Source organism: Anaerobacillus sp. (assembly GCF_046314235.1).
Lineage (GTDB): Bacteria > Bacillota > Bacilli > Bacillales > Anaerobacillaceae > Anaerobacillus.
This window is the reverse complement of sequence record NZ_JBKBWN010000005.1, coordinates 102,307-119,117: the sequence shown is the minus strand read 5'-3', so window position 1 is coordinate 119,117 and position 16,811 is coordinate 102,307. Positions and strand designations below refer to the sequence as shown.

Here is a 16,811-nt window from a genome sequence, read left to right as displayed (position 1 = left end):
AGGTATAGATAATGGATAAAAATCAATATTTAGATATGTTTATAGATGAAAGTAAAGAGCACTTACAAGCGATGAATGATAATTTATTAAAGTTAGAAAATGAGCCAAGCAATGTTGCCATTGTTAATGAAATTTTCCGCTCTGCTCATACGCTAAAAGGTATGTCAGCGACAATGGGGTATGAAGATTTAGCAAGTTTAACTCATATAATGGAAAATGTTCTTGACGGTATTCGAAATCATAAAATTTTAGTTACTAGTGGTGTTTTAGACGTCGTTTTTGATTCTGTTGATGATCTAGAAGCGATGGTTTTATCGATCGCAAGTGGTGGCGATGGGAAACGAGACGTTACGAAGGTTGTTGCCCTTTTGGAGAAAATTGAGAAAGGGGAACAGTTAACTGACCAATTAGCTGAAAAAGAAGTCGCTGCTACGCAAGAGGTTTTAGACGTTACTTCTGTAGAAATGATAGAAACCTACGACGATTTTGAAGTAACAGTTTTAGCCCAAGCGGTAGAACAAGGGTTTTATGCAAGCCAGGTGAAGGTATCATTAAGACAGGATTGTATATTAAAAGCTGCAAGAGTCTATATGGTCTTTGAAGTATTAGAACGTATCGGTGAAATTATTAAATCATCACCATCAGTAGACGCTCTTGAAGAAGAGAACTTTGATTATGAGTTTACAGTTACGCTCATTACAAAAGAATCTATCGTTGATGTAAAAAACCATATTTTAAAAGTTTCTGAGGTTGAGAATGTTGAGGTCACACACATTGATTTAAATTCTTATAAACATACTGTGGTTAATAAAACGGAGCAAATTGAAGTAATTGTAGAAGAAAATGAAGAATTGAGCGAAAATACAAAAAATGAAACGATACAAGCTAAACAAGAAGAAAAGGTAAATAATACGGCTAGCAAAACGATTCGTGTAAATATTGAAAGACTTGACATTTTAATGAATTTATTCGAGGAGTTAGTTATAGACCGTGGAAGACTTGAGCAAATATCCCGAGATCTAAAGAGTTCTGAATTAACAGAAACGGTTGAACATATGTCTAGAATTTCTGGAGATCTGCAAAATATTATTCTAAATATGAGGATGGTCCCAGTTGAGCAAGTCTTTAATCGCTTCCCTAGGATGGTTCGAGGTTTAGCCAAAGACTTAAAGAAAAAGGTCAATCTGGACATTATTGGAGCAGAAACAGAATTAGACCGTACCGTTATTGACGAAATTGGCGATCCACTCGTCCATTTGCTTAGAAATTCAATCGACCATGGAGTGGAAACACCAGAAAAACGCTTAAGTTCAGGGAAAAGTGAAGAAGGAAATATTACTCTTAAGGCATATCATAGTGGAAATCATGTCTTTATCGAAGTTTCTGATGATGGAGCGGGGATTAATCGAGATAAAGTACTAAAGAAGGCGATTACCTCGGGTGTTGTCTCAAAAGAGAATGCTAAAAATTTAACAAATAAGCAGGTTTACGAATTACTGTTTGCGTCAGGACTTAGTACTGCGGACCAAATTACTGATGTTTCAGGAAGAGGCGTTGGATTAGACGTAGTAAAAAATAAAATTGAATCACTTGGTGGCAATGTAACAGTTGATTCTGTGTTAGGAGAAGGTACTACGTTCTCAATTCAACTACCATTAACATTATCAATAATTTCAGTTATGTTGGTTGAAGTCCAAAGTGAGAAGTATGCCATCCCACTTTCTTCAATAATAGAAACGGCAATTGTAAAAGACGAAGATATTCTTGCCGCTCATAATCAAAAAGTAATCGATTTCAGAGGCAGTGTTGTTCCACTTATCAATCTAACAGACTTTTTTGAAGTACCTAAAACTAGACAAGAAGATGCTTATCATTCGATCGTTATTGTTCGTAAAGGTGCCAAGCTAGCTGGTTTAGTAGTCGATTCCTTTATTGGACAACAAGAAATTGTCCTAAAGTCATTAGGTAACTATTTAACTAATGTGTTTGCTATTTCAGGAGCTACTATTTTAGGTGATGGCCAAGTGGCGTTAATCGTTGATTGTAATGCTCTAATTAAATAAAGTTGTGTTGGACAAGTGTTCGTCAAGACATATGCTAGGAGGTACAAAATGAGTGAAGCAACTATAGTAAATGAAGTGAAAGTGATTGTCTTCCAACTTAAAGATGAGGAATATGGGGTAGAGGTAGATCAAGTTCGTTCGATTGAGCGAATGCAGCATATTACTAGAGTACCAAGAACAACCGATTTTGTTAAAGGTGTTATTAATTTGCGAGGAGTTGTAACTCCGATCATTGAGTTAAGAAAGCGGTTTGGAATCGAATCTGTCAGGGCAACAGACAGTACTAGAATTATTATCGTTGCTGTTGGCAGCATGGAGGTAGGTCTCATTGTTGATGCTGCAAATGATGTTGTTGACATCCCAAGTGGTATTATTGAACCGCCACCACAAATTGTCGGCGGAATTGAAGCCGATTATTTAAGAGGTGTAGCCAAAATGGATAAACGCCTACTCATTTTACTAAATCTGGATAAAGTATTAAATCCTGATGAATTAAATGAATTAAAAGGCTTTGAGGCAAATGCGTAATGTATTTTGTGGACCGAATACAACCATACCATTTAGATATCCTAAAGGAAGTTGGTAACATTGGGGCTGGTCACGCAGCTACTTCCTTATCAAAATTATTAAATAAAACAATTGATATGAAAGTTCCAGCGGTTCGAGTGGTGTCTTTTAATGAAATAACTGAATTAGTAGGTGGTTCAGATAATATCGTAGCGGCAATTTTCCTTAGAATTGAGGGCGATGCCCCTGGGAATATGTTTTTTATGCTGCCGGTAAATGAGGCAACACTTCTTATTCAATATTTAACAGGTGATCAAAGTTTTGATTTGAATTTCCCACCCTTTCCAGATTTAGGTTTATCTGCTCTTCAAGAGGTTGGAAACATCCTAGCAGGTTCTTATTTATCAGCATTGTCAGATTTAACTAAGCTGAATTTACAACCGTCAGTTCCAGCATTGAGTGTGGATATGGCTATTGCCATTTTAAGTTATGGGTTATTAGAATTATCTCAGGTAGGCGATTATGCTATCGTTATCGATACAGAAATTATTGAAAAAGTAGATGCGGAATCTCAAAACACAAAGGGGCATTTCTTTTTACTACCTGATCCTGGCTCATACGAAATTATTTTTAAAGCACTTGGGGTAACTATTGATGAATGAGATTGTTAAAGTTGGCATGGCTGATTTAAATGTAGCTAAACCGCCTCAAAAAATTCGTACATCAGGTTTAGGCTCTTGTGTAGGAGTTATCATTTATGATGATACAACTAAAACTTGTGGAATGGCCCATGTTATGTTGCCAAATTCATCATTAGGGAAATCAGAGTCAATGAACAAAGCAAAATACGCAGATACTGCCTTAGATGTTTTAATCCAAAAACTTAGTGATATTGGTGCTAATAAAAATCAATTAAAAGCAAAGTTAGCAGGCGGAGCACAAATGTTTAAATTTTCCTCCTCAAGTGAAATGATGAGAATTGGACCTAGAAATGTTGAAGCTGTAAAAGAAAAGCTTCAACAACTAAAAATCAGAATTGTAGCAGAAGATGTTGGAGGATCAAGTGGGAGAACGATTGAATTTGATCCAATAACTTGTAAGCTTGCAATTCGTACAGTGAGTCAAGGAGTTTCGGAAATCTAATGTTTATTGGTTCTTGGAAAATTAACGTTATTATTAGTTTTACTGGATTTTCACTTGTATTTATAGGATCTTTCTCAATGAACGGACTACCAACCTCTTTATTACGTGCTTGCCTTGCATTTTTGTTCTTTTATATTGTTTCATATTTTGTACGTTGGCTTTGGGCATTAGCTTCTAAGGATAATGCTCTAAAAACAAAAGAAAAATTAGATATAGAAGAAAGTGAACAAGGAGAAGCTAGAAAAGAGGAACAATATTCAGAAGCTGATATTGAAAAAACGAGTCAATATGTTAAAGATCTTATAAATAATTAAGGAGGATGAGAATGCCTCAAACAAAGGAAGTAGAAAGTCTAATTTGGAAAAAGTGGATTGAGCACCGAGATAATGAAGCTTGCGATGAACTTATTCGACTATATCTACCGCTTGTGGATTATCATGTACAAAGAATTTCAGTTGGATTACCACGTAATGTTAATAAAGAGGATTTAAAAAGCCATGCGCTAATAGGACTGTACGATGCTCTCGAAAAATTTGACTATTCTAGAGAACTCAAATTTGACACGTACGCTTCTTTTCGAATTAGAGGATCGATAATTGATGGTTTAAGGCAAGAAGATTGGCTGCCACGCTCATTAAGAGAACGTACAAAGAAGGTAGAGACAACTACTGAAAAATTAGAGCAAACATATGGACGTTATGTAACAGCCAAAGAAGTTGCAGATCAATTAGAGTTGACAGAAGATGAAGTCTTACAAGTGATGAGTGAAAGCTTTGTCGCAAACTTACTGTCAATAGATGAAAAGACGAGCGACTCAAATCGGGATGAAACGTTTAAAAGTACACTTATCGATAAAAGTACTTTAAATCCCGAAGAACAACTGGTGAAAAAAAACACCCACGAAGAGCTTGTACGAATCATCGAAAGTTTAAATGATAAAGAACAGCTTGTCATCAGTTTATTTTACTTTGAAGAATTAACTTTAACAGAAATTGGTCAAATCATGGGTCTTTCAACATCAAGAATATCACAAATTCATTCAAAAGCCCTTTTTCGACTGAAACAAGTGTTCACAAAAGGGAAGGCGCTAAAGTAAAATAGTGGGCTTCCCTTCTTGTTAGTTAATGGTGAGGAGATTTGATGAAATGATTCCAGTTGATGAAGTTTTCGCAATAAAAGTTGATAATGATAAAATGAAAGCTACAATTATCCAAAAAATGCGTCTAGATGAAGAGACTACTTTTACGGTTGAAGATATAATGTCTTTGATAAAAGAATATGGCATTATTTATGGGATAAAAGAAGAACTACTGTATAAAGTGTTAACAGACGAAAATGCTTTACCCTTAGTCATAGCCGAGGGCAACCGCCCTATTAATGGCGAAAATGGATTTTTAAAACCAATATTCCCAAACACAATGGAAGTTACTAATAAAGATGATCTTCGTAAAGTAGATCTAAAACAAGTTATTAACATACCTTCAGTGACACATGGGCAATTAATTGGTGAGAAAATATCCGCTACACAAGGAACCCCGGGTAAAAATATTTTTGGTGAGGAACTTCCAGCAAAACCTGGAAAAGACTTTCGTCTCCGGCCTGGTAAAAATACACGAATTGATGAAAGCGGTTTTAAGCTATATTCGACGATCGATGGACAAATGTCAGTAGAACCTAAGGTTATTCATGTTTACCCTCTTTATGAAGTTAATGGCGATCTAGACCTTAAAACAGGTAATATCAATTTTGTCGGTTGTGTGAATATCCGTGGGAATGTCCCAGCAGGGTTTGAAATCCATTCAAAAGGCGATATAAAAATCCATGGTACTGTAGAAAGTGCTGTACTAATTTCAGAAGGTTCTATTTTTGTTTCAGCGGGAATCGTCGGTCAGGGTAAAGGATTAATTAAGGCTAAAGGTGATCTTCATACATCATTTATTAATCAAGGTGTTGTCGAAGTAGAAGGGGATGTAAATGTTACCCAATCGATTTTACATAGCAAGGTACAGGCCGGGGGTAATGTGTATTGTCATAAAGGAAATGGCAATATCGTTGGAGGTAATATATCGGCCGCGAAAAATATTATCGTTAAAGACGTTGGTAATGCCCACAATACCAAGACAACTCTCTATTTAGGCGTAAATCAGGATTTAATGATGAAAGAAAAGATTTATAGTGAAAACTTACAAAAAGCTGAAGACGATATGAAAAAATTAACAAAACTACTAAGTAACTTGAATGAAAAAGAGAAAACGTCCGGTTTGGCAGCAAATGAAAAAATAATGAAGTTACGAGTACGCAATACTGTTATCTTAACGAATGAAACTATGCTACAAGCAAAAGAGAAATTAGAGGATTTCAAAGAGACTTTTACTGAATTTGGAAACTCGATGATTTCTATCGAAAAGCAAATTTTTCCTAACGTAGACGTACATTTTGGAAAGTACCGCAGAAAAATTAGCACGCCACATCAATATGTCAATATCTATTTAGAAAACGGGGAAATAATTATCGGCCATAAGTGATATAAACATGCACATACATATAATAAAAGTCTTATCTGGAGGCGATTATATGAGTTTAAAAGCGATCGAGTTGCAAGTGGCCATACCAAGAACCCAAATGGCTGGAAAAATTCAAGATCAATTACAGCAAAGGGGTCAGGTCGTCCAGGATCATCTAGCTAATGAACAGCAAAAAACCGATGAAAAAAATCGTAAGCAAGTGTTAGAAACGAATGAGACTGAAAAAAAGCGTCTCAACAATGACGATGAGAGCCAAAAACAAAATAGTTCCAACCATGAGAGGCATACTAATAAAAATGAAAAACAACAAAAAGAAGAGATAACTTTTGCAAAGCATCCTTATAAAGGTAACTTTGTTGATTTTTCAGGCTAGTTAGATCTCAGTGTGAGCATTTATTGCTCTAATGGTATTATTTCTCTATATTTAATTTATTAAATAATAAAATTGACAGGAATTGCCCAAAATTAGGTCAATTCCTTTGGTTTTATCTCGGGCCTTAATTGGTAATGTCTAGCTTGAGGCAGGGGCAAAAATCTCTATAAGGAGGGGTTTGATGACTTATTTAATAGCGATGAGCTTTATCTTGCACTTTATTTCATTCTTTCTTATTGTCATCTTAGTACAAAAGATTAACGGGAAGAATACGTTAGGAGAAACGAATGATCAGGAAAAGCTAAAGCGTGAAATCGAAGACCTTTTAGTAGCTTATACAGCAGAAATGAAAGAAGAAAATGACAAGCTTGTTAATAAAATTGTTTTCACACGAAAAACAAGTGATCAGAACCAAGCCAAAACGATAAAAGACTATGAGAGCCAACGACTTGAAATGACAACTAAAAAAGCACCGTTACCACCTTACCCCAAAAAAACAGAAGCAACAAGAGCAGAGGTGGTAGAGGAAGAGTTTGCGCCACCTATACTAGTAGAAAGTACAGATATAGTTGAACAGTCTTCCACTGCTCAAGTTTTATCATTAGCAACTCAAGGGTTCTCAGCCATAGAGATTGCACAACGTCTCGGCCTCGGTGCTGGTGAAGTAGAATTATTATTGAAATTTCGTAAATAACTAAACAACTACTTGCCATCAAAACATCATTATGGTATAGTAAATCTCGGTGTTAATCACACACGTTCGTTGATTTAAATGAAGGTGCTACGATGTAGTCTTATTTAAAGAGGATGCGAACGGAGGATAAAAAAAAACCATTTTAAAAGGAGGTGTGAAGAATGGGCGTAATCTCCATGAAACAATTACTAGAAGCAGGAGTTCACTTCGGTCACCAGACTCGTCGTTGGAATCCTAAAATGGACCGCTACATCTTCACCGAAAGAAACGGAATTTATATTATTGATCTTCAAAAGACGGTCAAAAAAGTTGAGGAAGCTTACTATTTCGTAAGAGACTTAGCTGCACAAGGTGGTAAAGTACTATTTGTTGGTACGAAAAAACAAGCACAAGATTCTGTAAAAGAAGAAGCGATCCGTTCTGGAATGTACTTCATTAACCAACGTTGGTTAGGTGGTACATTAACAAACTTCGAAACAATTCAAAAACGTATTTCTCGCTTAAAGCAATTAGAGAAAATGCAAGAAGATGGTACATTCGAAGTTCTTCCTAAAAAAGAAGTTATTATTCTTAAAAAGGAAATGGACCGTCTAGAAAAATTCTTAGGTGGAATTAAAGATATGAAAGGTATCCCTGATGCTTTATTCATTATCGATCCACGTAAAGAGCGTATTGCTATCGCTGAAGCGCGTAAATTAAATATTCCGATCGTTGCAATTGTAGATACAAACTGTGATCCGGATGAAATTGATTACGTAATTCCTGGAAATGACGATGCAATTCGTGCGGTAAAACTTCTTACTGCTAAAATGGCAGATGCAATTATCGAAGCTAACCAAGGCGAAGAAACATCTGCTTAATATGATAGAGCTCTAAAAAAGGGTGGTAAAGGGTTTTACCCTTTATCACCTTTTATACTATCAAATTTCATTTTATGATATTTGAAATATCAACAAATTAACCAAGTTAAAAACGAAAAAAAGTGTCAATACTAAGTGAATGGAACAAATTTGCTAAGTGTTAAGTTGTACATACTGAAGGAGGAAAAAGAATGGCAATTTCAGCAAGTATGGTAAAAGAACTGCGTGAAAGAACTGGCGCAGGAATGATGGATTGTAAAAAGGCATTAACAGAAACTGATGGTGATATGGAAAAAGCAATTGATCTTCTTCGTGAGAAGGGGATTGCAAAGGCAGCAAATAAAGCTGATCGTATCGCAGCTGAAGGTTTAACATTTGTAGAAGTTCAAGGTAATAAAGCTGTAATCGTTGAAATAAATTCAGAAACTGACTTTGTTTCAAAAAATGAAAACTTCAAAAACTTAGTGGCTAACGTTGCTAAAGTTGTTCTTGCTAACAGTCCTGTTGATGTAGAAGCAGCTTTGGCTTTAAGTCATGAAGGCGCTACTCTTGCAGAGTATATCAACACTCAAATCGCAAAAATCGGCGAAAAAATCTCTTTACGTCGCTTTGAAATTGTTGAAAAAACTGACGCTGATACTTTTGGGGCTTACCTACACATGGGTGGTAGAATTGGTGTCCTTTCAGTTTTAACAGGAACTCAAGATGAAGAACTTGCTAAGGACGTTGCGATGCATGTTGCGGCAATTAACCCGAAGTATGTTTCACGTGATGAAGTATCGCAAGAAGAAGTAATACGTGAGCGTGAAGTATTAACGCAACAAGCTCTAAACGAAGGGAAACCTGAAAATATTGTTGCTAAAATGGTTGAAGGTCGCTTAAGTAAATACTTCGAAGACATTTGCTTACTAGATCAGCCTTTCGTTAAAGATGGCGATCAAAAAGTTGGCAAGTATGTTAGCGCTAAAGGTGCTGCAGTGAAATCATTTACACGTTATGAAGTGGGCGAAGGTATGGAAAAACGTGAAGATAACTTTGCTGAGGAAGTAATGTCTCAAGTTAAAAAGTAAGCTATAATTGAGGGGCACTTAGTGTCCCTTTTTCCAAATAGCCAAAATGATAAATTCAATTAAAGCACTGGAGGTTAACATGGAAAAGCCTAAATATAAAAGAATCGTCCTTAAATTAAGCGGTGAGGCACTAGCTGGAGAAGTTGGATATGGGATTGATCCTACAGTCATTCAGTCAATCGCTCAGCAGATTAAAGAGATTGTAGCCCTTGAAGTAGAAGTTGCAATTATAGTCGGAGGCGGCAATATTTGGCGAGGAATGGCTGGTAGTGCCAAAGGGATGGATCGTGCAACTGCTGATTACATGGGTATGTTAGCGACCGTGATGAACTCATTAGCATTACAAGATAGCCTCGAAAATCTTGAAGTTCCAACAAGAGTTCAAACCTCTATTGAAATGAGACAAATTGCAGAACCGTACATAAGAAGAAGAGCGATTCGTCATCTAGAAAAAAGCCGTGTAGTTATTTTTGCTGGTGGTACTGGGAACCCTTATTTCTCTACAGATACTACTGCAGCGCTTCGAGCAGCTGAAATTGAAGCCGAGGTTATTTTAATGGCGAAAAACAAAGTTGATGGGGTTTATACAGCAGATCCATCTGTTGATGTAAACGCTAAAAAGTATGAAACATTAACTTATTTAGATGTGTTAAAGGAAGGCTTAGCTGTCATGGATTCAACGGCTTCCTCATTATGTATGGACAATGATATCCCACTTATTGTATTTTCAATTATGGAAGAAGGAAATATTAAACGTGCCGTATTAGGTGAAAATATTGGAACAATTGTTAGGGGGAATTAAGAATGAGTAAAGAAGTTATTAAAATGTCAGAAGAAAAAATGAACAAGGCAGTAGAGGCATTAAAGCGTGAACTTGTTACACTGCGAGCTGGTAGAGCAAACCCGGCAATCTTAGACAAGATACAAGTGGAGTACTATGGTGCAATCACTCCATTAAATCAATTAGCTTCGATAACTGTACCTGAAGCTAGGCTATTAGTCATTCAACCATTTGACAAAACGATTATTAATGATATCGATCGTGCGATTCAAAAGTCAGATTTAGGTTTAAGTCCTTCTAATGATGGAACTGTTATTAGAATAATGATTCCACCATTAACAGAAGAAAGACGTCGTGATCTTGTAAAATTAGTAAAAAAATATTCAGAAGAAGCTAAAGTAGCTATTCGAAATATTCGTCGCGATGTTAATGATGACCTAAAGAAAATGCAAAAAGACGGCGAATTGACGGAAGATGATCTACGTCGTAGTACAGACGAAGTTCAAAAAATTACTGATAAAGAAATTGTAAAAGTCGATGAAGTAGCAGTTGCTAAAGAAAAAGAAATCATGGAAGTGTAACTCCTTTCAAGGTAAAATAGAATAATGAATAGAACCCTCTATTTGCATAAGGGGGTTTTTTTATACGAAACATTGTGATGTGCTATTTTTTCATATACAATTGGTAAAGTGTGTAGTTTTGGTAAATAAGGTACTGGTATTCACAGTTTAAACTTCTCATTAGCAAGGCAAAAAAATAGAAACTATTGTTTATTGTGGGGGACATAAATATGCTTGAAAAGTTCTCAAACTGGAAAGCGAAATTGCAAAATAAAAAAGTAGAAACAAATAATATCGAAAACGTTCCAAAGCATGTAGCAATTATTATGGATGGTAATGGACGTTGGGCAAAAAGACGTGGTTTGCCAAGGATCGCAGGTCATCGTGAAGGTATGAATGTTATTAACAAAGTAGTTAAACAGGCGAACTTACTCGGTGTAGAAGTTTTAACTCTGTATGCTTTTTCTACAGAAAATTGGAAGAGGCCAAAAAATGAAGTAGACTTTTTAATGAGATTACCTGAGCGCTATTTAAGTGTCGAATTACCAAAGCTTGTCGAAGAAAATGTTAGAGTCCGTTTAATGGGGTGTAAAGATAGCCTTCCTTCCCATACAATTGCTGCAGTAGATGATGCAATAGAAAAAACTAAGCATAATACTGGTTTAGTACTTAATTTCGCTTTAAATTATGGAAGTCGTGATGAAATTGTCACTGCTATTCAAAACATTGCTCAAGAAGCAGTTAATGGTAATATTAAACCTAACGAAATAACAGATACAATTATTGCTCAGCATTTAATGACAAAAGAACTTCGTGATCCTGACTTGTTAATCCGTACAAGTGGTGAAATTCGTTTAAGTAATTTTATGCTATGGCAGCTTGCTTATACTGAATTTTGGTTCACAGATGTACTTTGGCCTGATTTCAATGAACAGCATTTCTTAGAGGCTATCAACATCTATCAACAACGAGCTCGACGCTATGGGGGTATTTAGAAAGGAGTCACTGCAATGAAAGAAAGAATTATTACTGGTGTAATAGGAGCAGCTATATTTATCCTATTAATTGTAATTGGGCAACTGCCATTTACATTAACGATTATTTTACTCGCATCTATTGCGTTAATTGAGCTATTAAGGATGAAAAAAATTGCCACAGGGTCAATCCTTGGACTAGTGGGTTTATTATTATTATGGACAATCGTAGTGCCTAATCAGTGGTTTGAACTAAATCTTCTGTCTTATTTATCGCGGACTGATTTAATCATTGCGTTTACTATTCTTTTTTTAGCTATTACCGTATTAACAAAAAACTCTATTACTTACGATGATATTGGATTCGTGATTTTGTCTGCTTTATATGTAGGCATGGGCTTTCGTTTTCTTATTGAAGCGAGACTATCGGAACATGGATTATCGCTAGTATTTTTAATTTTATTTTTAATTTGGGCAACAGATTCAGGGGCTTATTTTCTAGGAAGAGCGTTCGGAAAAAGAAAACTTTGGCCTGAAATTAGTCCGAAAAAAACAATCGAAGGCTCACTAGGTGGAACTTTTTGTGCACTAATTATCGGTCTTGTTTATCATTATTATGTACCGATTTTCGATAATATCATTACTGTAGTTATTATGATCGTTGTAGTTTCTATCGTTGGTCAGCTCGGTGATCTCGTTGAATCTGCCTTAAAACGACATTTTGCCGTTAAAGATTCTGGTAACGTTTTGCCAGGGCATGGTGGGATATTAGATCGTTTTGATAGTTTAATTTTTGTAATGCCTGTTCTATACTTATTACATTTTATATAACAATATACATATGTAGCAGAAAGTCTATTAAATGTTATGAGGAGTTTTTTTATGAAAAAAATAAGTTTGTTGGGAGCGACAGGTTCTATTGGAACGCAAACATTAGAAGTTATCAATAGTCATCCGGACAAGTTTAGTCTTGAAGCGATTTCGATCGGTAGAAATATTGAACTTGGTCTAAAACAAATTAATGAGTATAAACCAAGGCTTGTTTCCGTACAATTTAGAGAAGATTATGATAAACTTTTGAATAAGATTCCTGACAATGTAAAGTTAGTATATGGAGAAGTAGGTTTAGAAGAAGTAGCGGCGAATAATGATGCTGACATCTTAGTAAATGCAGTATTAGGAAGTGTTGGGCTTAAACCTACTTTATCAGCGATTAAAGCCGGTAAGACGATTGCGATTGCAAATAAAGAAACGCTGGTCACCGCTGGACATATTGTAACTGCCGAAGCGAACAAGTATAATGTCGAAGTACTACCTGTCGATAGTGAGCATTCAGCTATTTTTCAGTGTTTACAAGGAGAAAGTATACAAGAGGTAGAGAAATTAATCTTAACTGCCTCTGGAGGAAGTTTTCGAAATTTAGAACGATCGCAGTTAGAAAATGTCACTGTAGAAGATGCCTTAAATCATCCGAATTGGTCGATGGGTGCTAAAATAACAATAGATTCTGCCACGATGATGAATAAGGGGCTTGAAGTCATTGAAGCTCATTGGCTGTTTAACTTGCCTTATGAAAAAATAGAAGTATTATTGCACCAAGAAAGTATTATTCATTCTATGGTTGAATTTATTGATGGCAGTGTTATTGCACAACTAGGCACACCAGATATGAAAGTGCCGATTCAATATGCCTTAACGTATCCAAACCGAATTGAACTAAAAGAGAAAAAACGCCTGAAACTATGGGAAGTTGGTAAACTCCACTTTTCAAAGCCATCATTTGAACGTTATCGTTGTCTTAGTTTTGCTTTTGAGGCTGGGAAAAGTGGGGGGACAATGCCAACGGTATTAAATGCAGCAAATGAGGAAGCTGTATCGCTATTTCTGAATGGGGCCATTTCTTTCTTAGGAATTGAAGAAGCAATTGAGAGGGCACTTAACGAGCACAAAATCGTTAAACTTCCAACTCTTGAACAAATCGACGAAATTGACAAACAAACAAGAGATTTCGTTAAGAAAATTATGGTGAAATAAATTCAACATCGGTTGTTAGCTCTTAAAAAGTACACATAGTTTCATTTTGACGTTTCTAAAATGAAGCTAAATAACGTAAAAAGGTTGTGATTTGATGAATACATTTATTTCTATCATCATCATTTTTGGATTGCTCGTATTCATCCATGAGCTAGGACATTTAATTTTTGCGAAACGAGCGGGAATTTTATGTCGAGAATTTGCTATTGGGTTCGGGCCTAAGCTTTTTTCTTTTAAGAAAGCTGAGACAGTTTATACGATACGCCTATTGCCGTTAGGTGGATTTGTGAGGATGGCTGGGGAAGATCCTGAGATGATCGAAATTAAACCAGGTTTCCAAATAGGCTTAGGTTTTTTGGAAAATGGAAAAGTAAAAGATATTATTATTAACAATAAGTCAAAGCATCCAAATGCTAAAGTTATTACCGTTGAAAAGATTGATATCGAAAAACAGTTGTACATTCAAGGCTATGATGAAAATGATGACTTACAAACGTATTACATTGATGCTAAAGCAGATTACATTTACGATGAGCAACGAACGCAAATTGCCCCTTACAATCGTCAATTTGGTTCAAAAACGTTATCACAAAGGGCAGTTGCAATTTTTGCTGGTCCATTCATGAACTTTGCATTAGCTGCTGTTATCTTAATAACGTTTGCCTTAATACAAGGATTGCCTGTTGATAAACCAATTGTTGGTGATGTAATTCCAGATGGAGCTGCAATCGAGGCTGGACTTAAAAAAGGTGATTATGTTGTTTCTATTGATGGAAAGTCCTTAGAAACTTGGGGAGATTTAACGACTATCATTCAAGCAAGTCCAAATAAAGAGCTGCTCTTTAACGTTAAACGAAATAATGAAGTATTTGAGGTAGCTATTGTACCTGAAACAAGAACAGGTCCTAATGAGCAAACTGATGGCTTTATCGGCATATACCCACCAACCGAATTTTCATTGATAGGGTCTTTAATTTTTGGCTTTAAACAGACTTGGGAATATATAGTCCTTATTATTCAGAGTTTAGGAATGTTAGTTACCGGTCAATTTACGTTGGATCATTTATCTGGTCCAGTTGGCATTTACAACTATACAGGGCAAGCTGCCCAAATGGGGATTTTAGTCTTAATGCAATGGGCTGCAATTTTAAGTGTTAACTTGGGAATTATCAATCTGTTGCCACTCCCTGCTTTAGATGGCGGAAGACTAATGTTTATAGGATTAGAAGCTGTTCGAGGAAAACCTATCGATCCGCAAAAGGAAGGGATTGTTCATTTCGTTGGTTTTGCTTTATTAATGCTTTTGATGTTAGTTGTTACATGGAACGATATTAATAAATTCTTTTTATAATTCATTATCGTATCCTAGGAATACCCTGTTTAATCGAGATCATTTTTAGATGAGACTGGTTTAGTCGTCATACATTCAATAGAAAAATAATAGAGGTGTTAAGAAATGCGTCAAAATCATTATTTAAGTCCAACGCTTCGTGATATTCCTTCTGATGCAGAAGTAACAAGTCATCAATTAATGCTCCGTGCCGGACTAATTAGACAAACGGCATCTGGAGTATATTCTTTTTTGCCACTAGGGTTACGCGCCTTAAAGAAGGTTGAAAATATTGTCAGATCAGAAATGGACATGGCTGGTGCTCAAGAGGTTCTAATGCCAGCTATTCAGCCTGCTGAGCTCTGGCAAGAAAGTGGGCGCTGGGAAGCATACGGACCAGAATTAATGCGGTTCTTTGATCGACATAATCGTGAATTTGCCTTAGGTCCAACCCATGAAGAAGTAATTACTACTTTGGTAAGAGATGATGTGAAATCTTATAAAAAACTACCAATGACGTTATATCAAATCCAAACGAAGTTTAGAGATGAACGACGTCCGCGTTTTGGTGTCCTTAGATCACGTGAATTCATTATGAAAGATGCTTATTCTTTCGACACAAACCAAGAGGGATTAGATATTAGCTATGATAAAATGTACGATGCATATACAAACGTATTTACACGTTGTGGACTAGATTTCCGTGCTGTTGTAGCGGATTCGGGCGCTATGGGTGGGAAAGATACACATGAATTCATGGTGCTATCTAGCGTTGGTGAAGATACAATTGCTTATTCAGATGTTAGTAACTATGCGGCAAATATTGAAATTGCGCCTGTTATAGCTAACTATGAAAAAAGTAATGATCCAATGTTTGAAATCGAGAAATTTGCTACACCAAATCTAAAAACGATTGAAGAGCTTGAAACTTCATTAGCGATTAGTAAAGAAAGGCTAATTAAAGCAGTTCTGTTTATGGTGGATGAAAAGCCGGTTTTAGCGCTAGTTCGTGGTGATCACGACGTGAATGACGTGAAAATTAAGCACTTTTATGAGGCTAAAGTAGTTGAATTAGCATCACAAGAACAAACCTTACAATTTATGAACTGTGAGCCAGGGTTTATTGGCCCAATTGAAGTATCTACCAATGTTGAAGTCATAGCCGATTTTGCCGTTGAAACAATTGTAAATGGTGTTTGTGGCGCTAATGAAAAAGATATGCATCTTAAAAATGTAAATCCTGATCGAGATTTCTCTGTTAAAGCTTATATCGATCTTCGTTTTATTAAAGAAGGTGATTTATCACCAGATGGACAAGGTACGATTCGTTTTGCAGAGGGAATTGAAGTAGGTCATGTTTTTAAATTAGGAACAAGATATAGTGAAGCAATGGGAGCTTTATTCCTGGACGAAAATGGAAAAACACAACCAATGATCATGGGTTGTTATGGAATTGGTGTCACTAGAACAGTAGCAGCAGTGATTGAGCAACATCACGATGAAAGAGGAATTGTTTGGCCAAAAGCAGTTGCACCGTTTGATCTTCACCTGATTGCTGTTAACATGAAGGATAGCGAACAAAAAGGACTTTCGGAAGATTTATATAAATTACTTATGAGAGCTGGCTATGATGTTCTTTTTGATGATCGTGCAGAAAGACCAGGTGTTAAATTTACTGATGCAGATCTTATTGGCTTACCAATAAGAATTACTGTAGGTAAAAAAGCAATTGAAGGAATTGTAGAAGTGAAAATTCGTAAAACAGGTGAACTGATAGAAGTTCAGCAAGATCAATTAATTTCAACAATCGCTGATTTACTAGCAAACTTAAATTAATTCACAATGGTACCTTGCCTTTTGAGGTACCTTTTCCTTTATTTCTCCAAACAAAAAAAGC

18 protein-coding genes are annotated in these 16,811 nt (G+C 36.0%); all 18 read left to right on the top strand.

Going from position 1 to position 16,811, the window contains the following annotated elements; all coding sequences use genetic code 11:
* The first annotated feature begins 11 nt into the window (after positions 1–11).
* The 18 genes from ACK4M9_RS08530 (at position 12) to ACK4M9_RS08445 (ending at position 16,750) form a co-directional block, all read left to right on the top strand.
* Positions 12–2,063, top strand: a complete 2,052-nt coding sequence (locus ACK4M9_RS08530; protein WP_409849384.1) for a chemotaxis protein CheW — start codon at positions 12–14, stop codon at positions 2,061–2,063.
* A 48-nt stretch (positions 2,064–2,111) separates the two neighbouring features.
* A complete protein-coding gene (locus ACK4M9_RS08525; protein ID WP_409849382.1) occupies positions 2,112–2,591 on the top strand; it encodes a chemotaxis protein CheW in 480 nt (159 codons plus the stop codon).
* Entirely contained in the window at positions 2,591–3,232 is a 642-nt protein-coding gene (locus ACK4M9_RS08520; RefSeq protein ID WP_409849380.1) for a chemotaxis protein CheC, read from the top strand. The genes ACK4M9_RS08525 and ACK4M9_RS08520 overlap by 1 nt, the downstream gene beginning before the upstream one ends.
* Positions 3,225–3,713 (top strand): chemotaxis protein CheD, encoded by a 489-nt coding sequence (locus tag ACK4M9_RS08515; protein WP_409849378.1) that lies wholly within the window; start codon positions 3,225–3,227, stop codon positions 3,711–3,713. Before ACK4M9_RS08520 ends, ACK4M9_RS08515 begins: the two co-directional genes overlap by 8 nt.
* Complete coding sequence (locus ACK4M9_RS08510; RefSeq protein WP_409849376.1) at positions 3,713–4,027, top strand: hypothetical protein; 315 nt, start codon at positions 3,713–3,715, stop codon at positions 4,025–4,027. Before ACK4M9_RS08515 ends, ACK4M9_RS08510 begins: the two co-directional genes overlap by 1 nt.
* An 11-nt stretch (positions 4,028–4,038) precedes the next feature.
* A complete protein-coding gene (locus ACK4M9_RS08505; RefSeq protein WP_409849374.1) occupies positions 4,039–4,809 on the top strand; it encodes a FliA/WhiG family RNA polymerase sigma factor in 771 nt (256 codons plus the stop codon).
* Positions 4,810–4,858: 49 nt separating this feature from the next.
* Positions 4,859–6,238, top strand: coding sequence for a flagellar assembly protein A (locus ACK4M9_RS08500; RefSeq protein ID WP_409849372.1), 1,380 nt, complete (start codon positions 4,859–4,861; stop codon positions 6,236–6,238).
* A gap of 49 nt (positions 6,239–6,287) precedes the next feature.
* A complete protein-coding gene (locus tag ACK4M9_RS08495) occupies positions 6,288–6,611 on the top strand; it encodes a hypothetical protein (RefSeq protein WP_409849370.1) in 324 nt (107 codons plus the stop codon).
* Between the two features lie 181 nt (positions 6,612–6,792).
* Complete coding sequence (locus ACK4M9_RS08490; protein ID WP_409849368.1) at positions 6,793–7,305, top strand: DUF6115 domain-containing protein; 513 nt, start codon at positions 6,793–6,795, stop codon at positions 7,303–7,305.
* 161 nt (positions 7,306–7,466) lie between these two features.
* The gene (gene rpsB / locus ACK4M9_RS08485) at positions 7,467–8,165 is read left to right on the top strand and encodes a 30S ribosomal protein S2 (RefSeq protein WP_409849366.1); all 699 of its coding nucleotides are present in this window, start codon (positions 7,467–7,469) and stop codon (positions 8,163–8,165) included.
* A gap of 191 nt (positions 8,166–8,356) precedes the next feature.
* Positions 8,357–9,235, top strand: coding sequence for a translation elongation factor Ts (gene tsf, locus ACK4M9_RS08480; protein ID WP_409849364.1), 879 nt, complete (start codon positions 8,357–8,359; stop codon positions 9,233–9,235).
* A gap of 79 nt (positions 9,236–9,314) precedes the next feature.
* Complete coding sequence (gene pyrH / locus ACK4M9_RS08475) at positions 9,315–10,037, top strand: UMP kinase (RefSeq protein ID WP_409849362.1); 723 nt, start codon at positions 9,315–9,317, stop codon at positions 10,035–10,037.
* Positions 10,038–10,039: 2 nt separating this feature from the next.
* Complete coding sequence (gene frr / locus ACK4M9_RS08470; RefSeq protein ID WP_409849360.1) at positions 10,040–10,597, top strand: ribosome recycling factor; 558 nt, start codon at positions 10,040–10,042, stop codon at positions 10,595–10,597.
* Positions 10,598–10,806: 209 nt separating this feature from the next.
* Positions 10,807–11,571, top strand: coding sequence for an undecaprenyl pyrophosphate synthase (gene uppS / locus ACK4M9_RS08465; protein WP_409849358.1), 765 nt, complete (start codon positions 10,807–10,809; stop codon positions 11,569–11,571).
* A gap of 15 nt (positions 11,572–11,586) precedes the next feature.
* A complete protein-coding gene (locus ACK4M9_RS08460) occupies positions 11,587–12,381 on the top strand; it encodes a phosphatidate cytidylyltransferase (protein ID WP_409849356.1) in 795 nt (264 codons plus the stop codon).
* A gap of 51 nt (positions 12,382–12,432) precedes the next feature.
* Positions 12,433–13,584: a 1-deoxy-D-xylulose-5-phosphate reductoisomerase gene (gene dxr, locus ACK4M9_RS08455; RefSeq protein ID WP_409849354.1), complete on the top strand. Its 1,152-nt coding sequence runs from the start codon at positions 12,433–12,435 to the stop codon at positions 13,582–13,584.
* A 94-nt stretch (positions 13,585–13,678) separates the two neighbouring features.
* Positions 13,679–14,935, top strand: a complete 1,257-nt coding sequence (gene rseP / locus ACK4M9_RS08450; protein ID WP_409849352.1) for an RIP metalloprotease RseP — start codon at positions 13,679–13,681, stop codon at positions 14,933–14,935.
* 105 nt (positions 14,936–15,040) lie between these two features.
* Positions 15,041–16,750: a proline--tRNA ligase gene (locus tag ACK4M9_RS08445; RefSeq protein WP_409849350.1), complete on the top strand. Its 1,710-nt coding sequence runs from the start codon at positions 15,041–15,043 to the stop codon at positions 16,748–16,750.
* The last annotated feature ends 61 nt before the right edge of the window (positions 16,751–16,811 follow it).

What these genes read in the sequence shown, in the direction of transcription:
- ACK4M9_RS08460 (WP_409849356.1), top strand. Translation starts at nt 11,587, where the DNA reads ATGAAAGAAAGAATTATTACTGGTGTAATAGGAGCAGCTATATTTATC.
- rseP (WP_409849352.1), top strand. Translation starts at nt 13,679, where the DNA reads ATGAATACATTTATTTCTATCATCATCATTTTTGGATTGCTCGTATTC.
- ACK4M9_RS08505 (WP_409849374.1), top strand. Translation starts at nt 4,039, where the DNA reads ATGCCTCAAACAAAGGAAGTAGAAAGTCTAATTTGGAAAAAGTGGATT.
- ACK4M9_RS08515 (WP_409849378.1), top strand. Translation starts at nt 3,225, where the DNA reads ATGAATGAGATTGTTAAAGTTGGCATGGCTGATTTAAATGTAGCTAAA.
- frr (WP_409849360.1), top strand. Translation starts at nt 10,040, where the DNA reads ATGAGTAAAGAAGTTATTAAAATGTCAGAAGAAAAAATGAACAAGGCA.
- ACK4M9_RS08525 (WP_409849382.1), top strand. Translation starts at nt 2,112, where the DNA reads ATGAGTGAAGCAACTATAGTAAATGAAGTGAAAGTGATTGTCTTCCAA.
- dxr (WP_409849354.1), top strand. Translation starts at nt 12,433, where the DNA reads ATGAAAAAAATAAGTTTGTTGGGAGCGACAGGTTCTATTGGAACGCAA.
- ACK4M9_RS08530 (WP_409849384.1), top strand. Translation starts at nt 12, where the DNA reads ATGGATAAAAATCAATATTTAGATATGTTTATAGATGAAAGTAAAGAG.
- pyrH (WP_409849362.1), top strand. Translation starts at nt 9,315, where the DNA reads ATGGAAAAGCCTAAATATAAAAGAATCGTCCTTAAATTAAGCGGTGAG.
- ACK4M9_RS08500 (WP_409849372.1), top strand. Translation starts at nt 4,859, where the DNA reads ATGATTCCAGTTGATGAAGTTTTCGCAATAAAAGTTGATAATGATAAA.
- ACK4M9_RS08445 (WP_409849350.1), top strand. Translation starts at nt 15,041, where the DNA reads ATGCGTCAAAATCATTATTTAAGTCCAACGCTTCGTGATATTCCTTCT.
- ACK4M9_RS08510 (WP_409849376.1), top strand. Translation starts at nt 3,713, where the DNA reads ATGTTTATTGGTTCTTGGAAAATTAACGTTATTATTAGTTTTACTGGA.
- rpsB (WP_409849366.1), top strand. Translation starts at nt 7,467, where the DNA reads ATGGGCGTAATCTCCATGAAACAATTACTAGAAGCAGGAGTTCACTTC.
- ACK4M9_RS08490 (WP_409849368.1), top strand. Translation starts at nt 6,793, where the DNA reads ATGACTTATTTAATAGCGATGAGCTTTATCTTGCACTTTATTTCATTC.
- ACK4M9_RS08520 (WP_409849380.1), top strand. Translation starts at nt 2,591, where the DNA reads ATGTATTTTGTGGACCGAATACAACCATACCATTTAGATATCCTAAAG.
- tsf (WP_409849364.1), top strand. Translation starts at nt 8,357, where the DNA reads ATGGCAATTTCAGCAAGTATGGTAAAAGAACTGCGTGAAAGAACTGGC.
- ACK4M9_RS08495 (WP_409849370.1), top strand. Translation starts at nt 6,288, where the DNA reads ATGAGTTTAAAAGCGATCGAGTTGCAAGTGGCCATACCAAGAACCCAA.
- uppS (WP_409849358.1), top strand. Translation starts at nt 10,807, where the DNA reads ATGCTTGAAAAGTTCTCAAACTGGAAAGCGAAATTGCAAAATAAAAAA.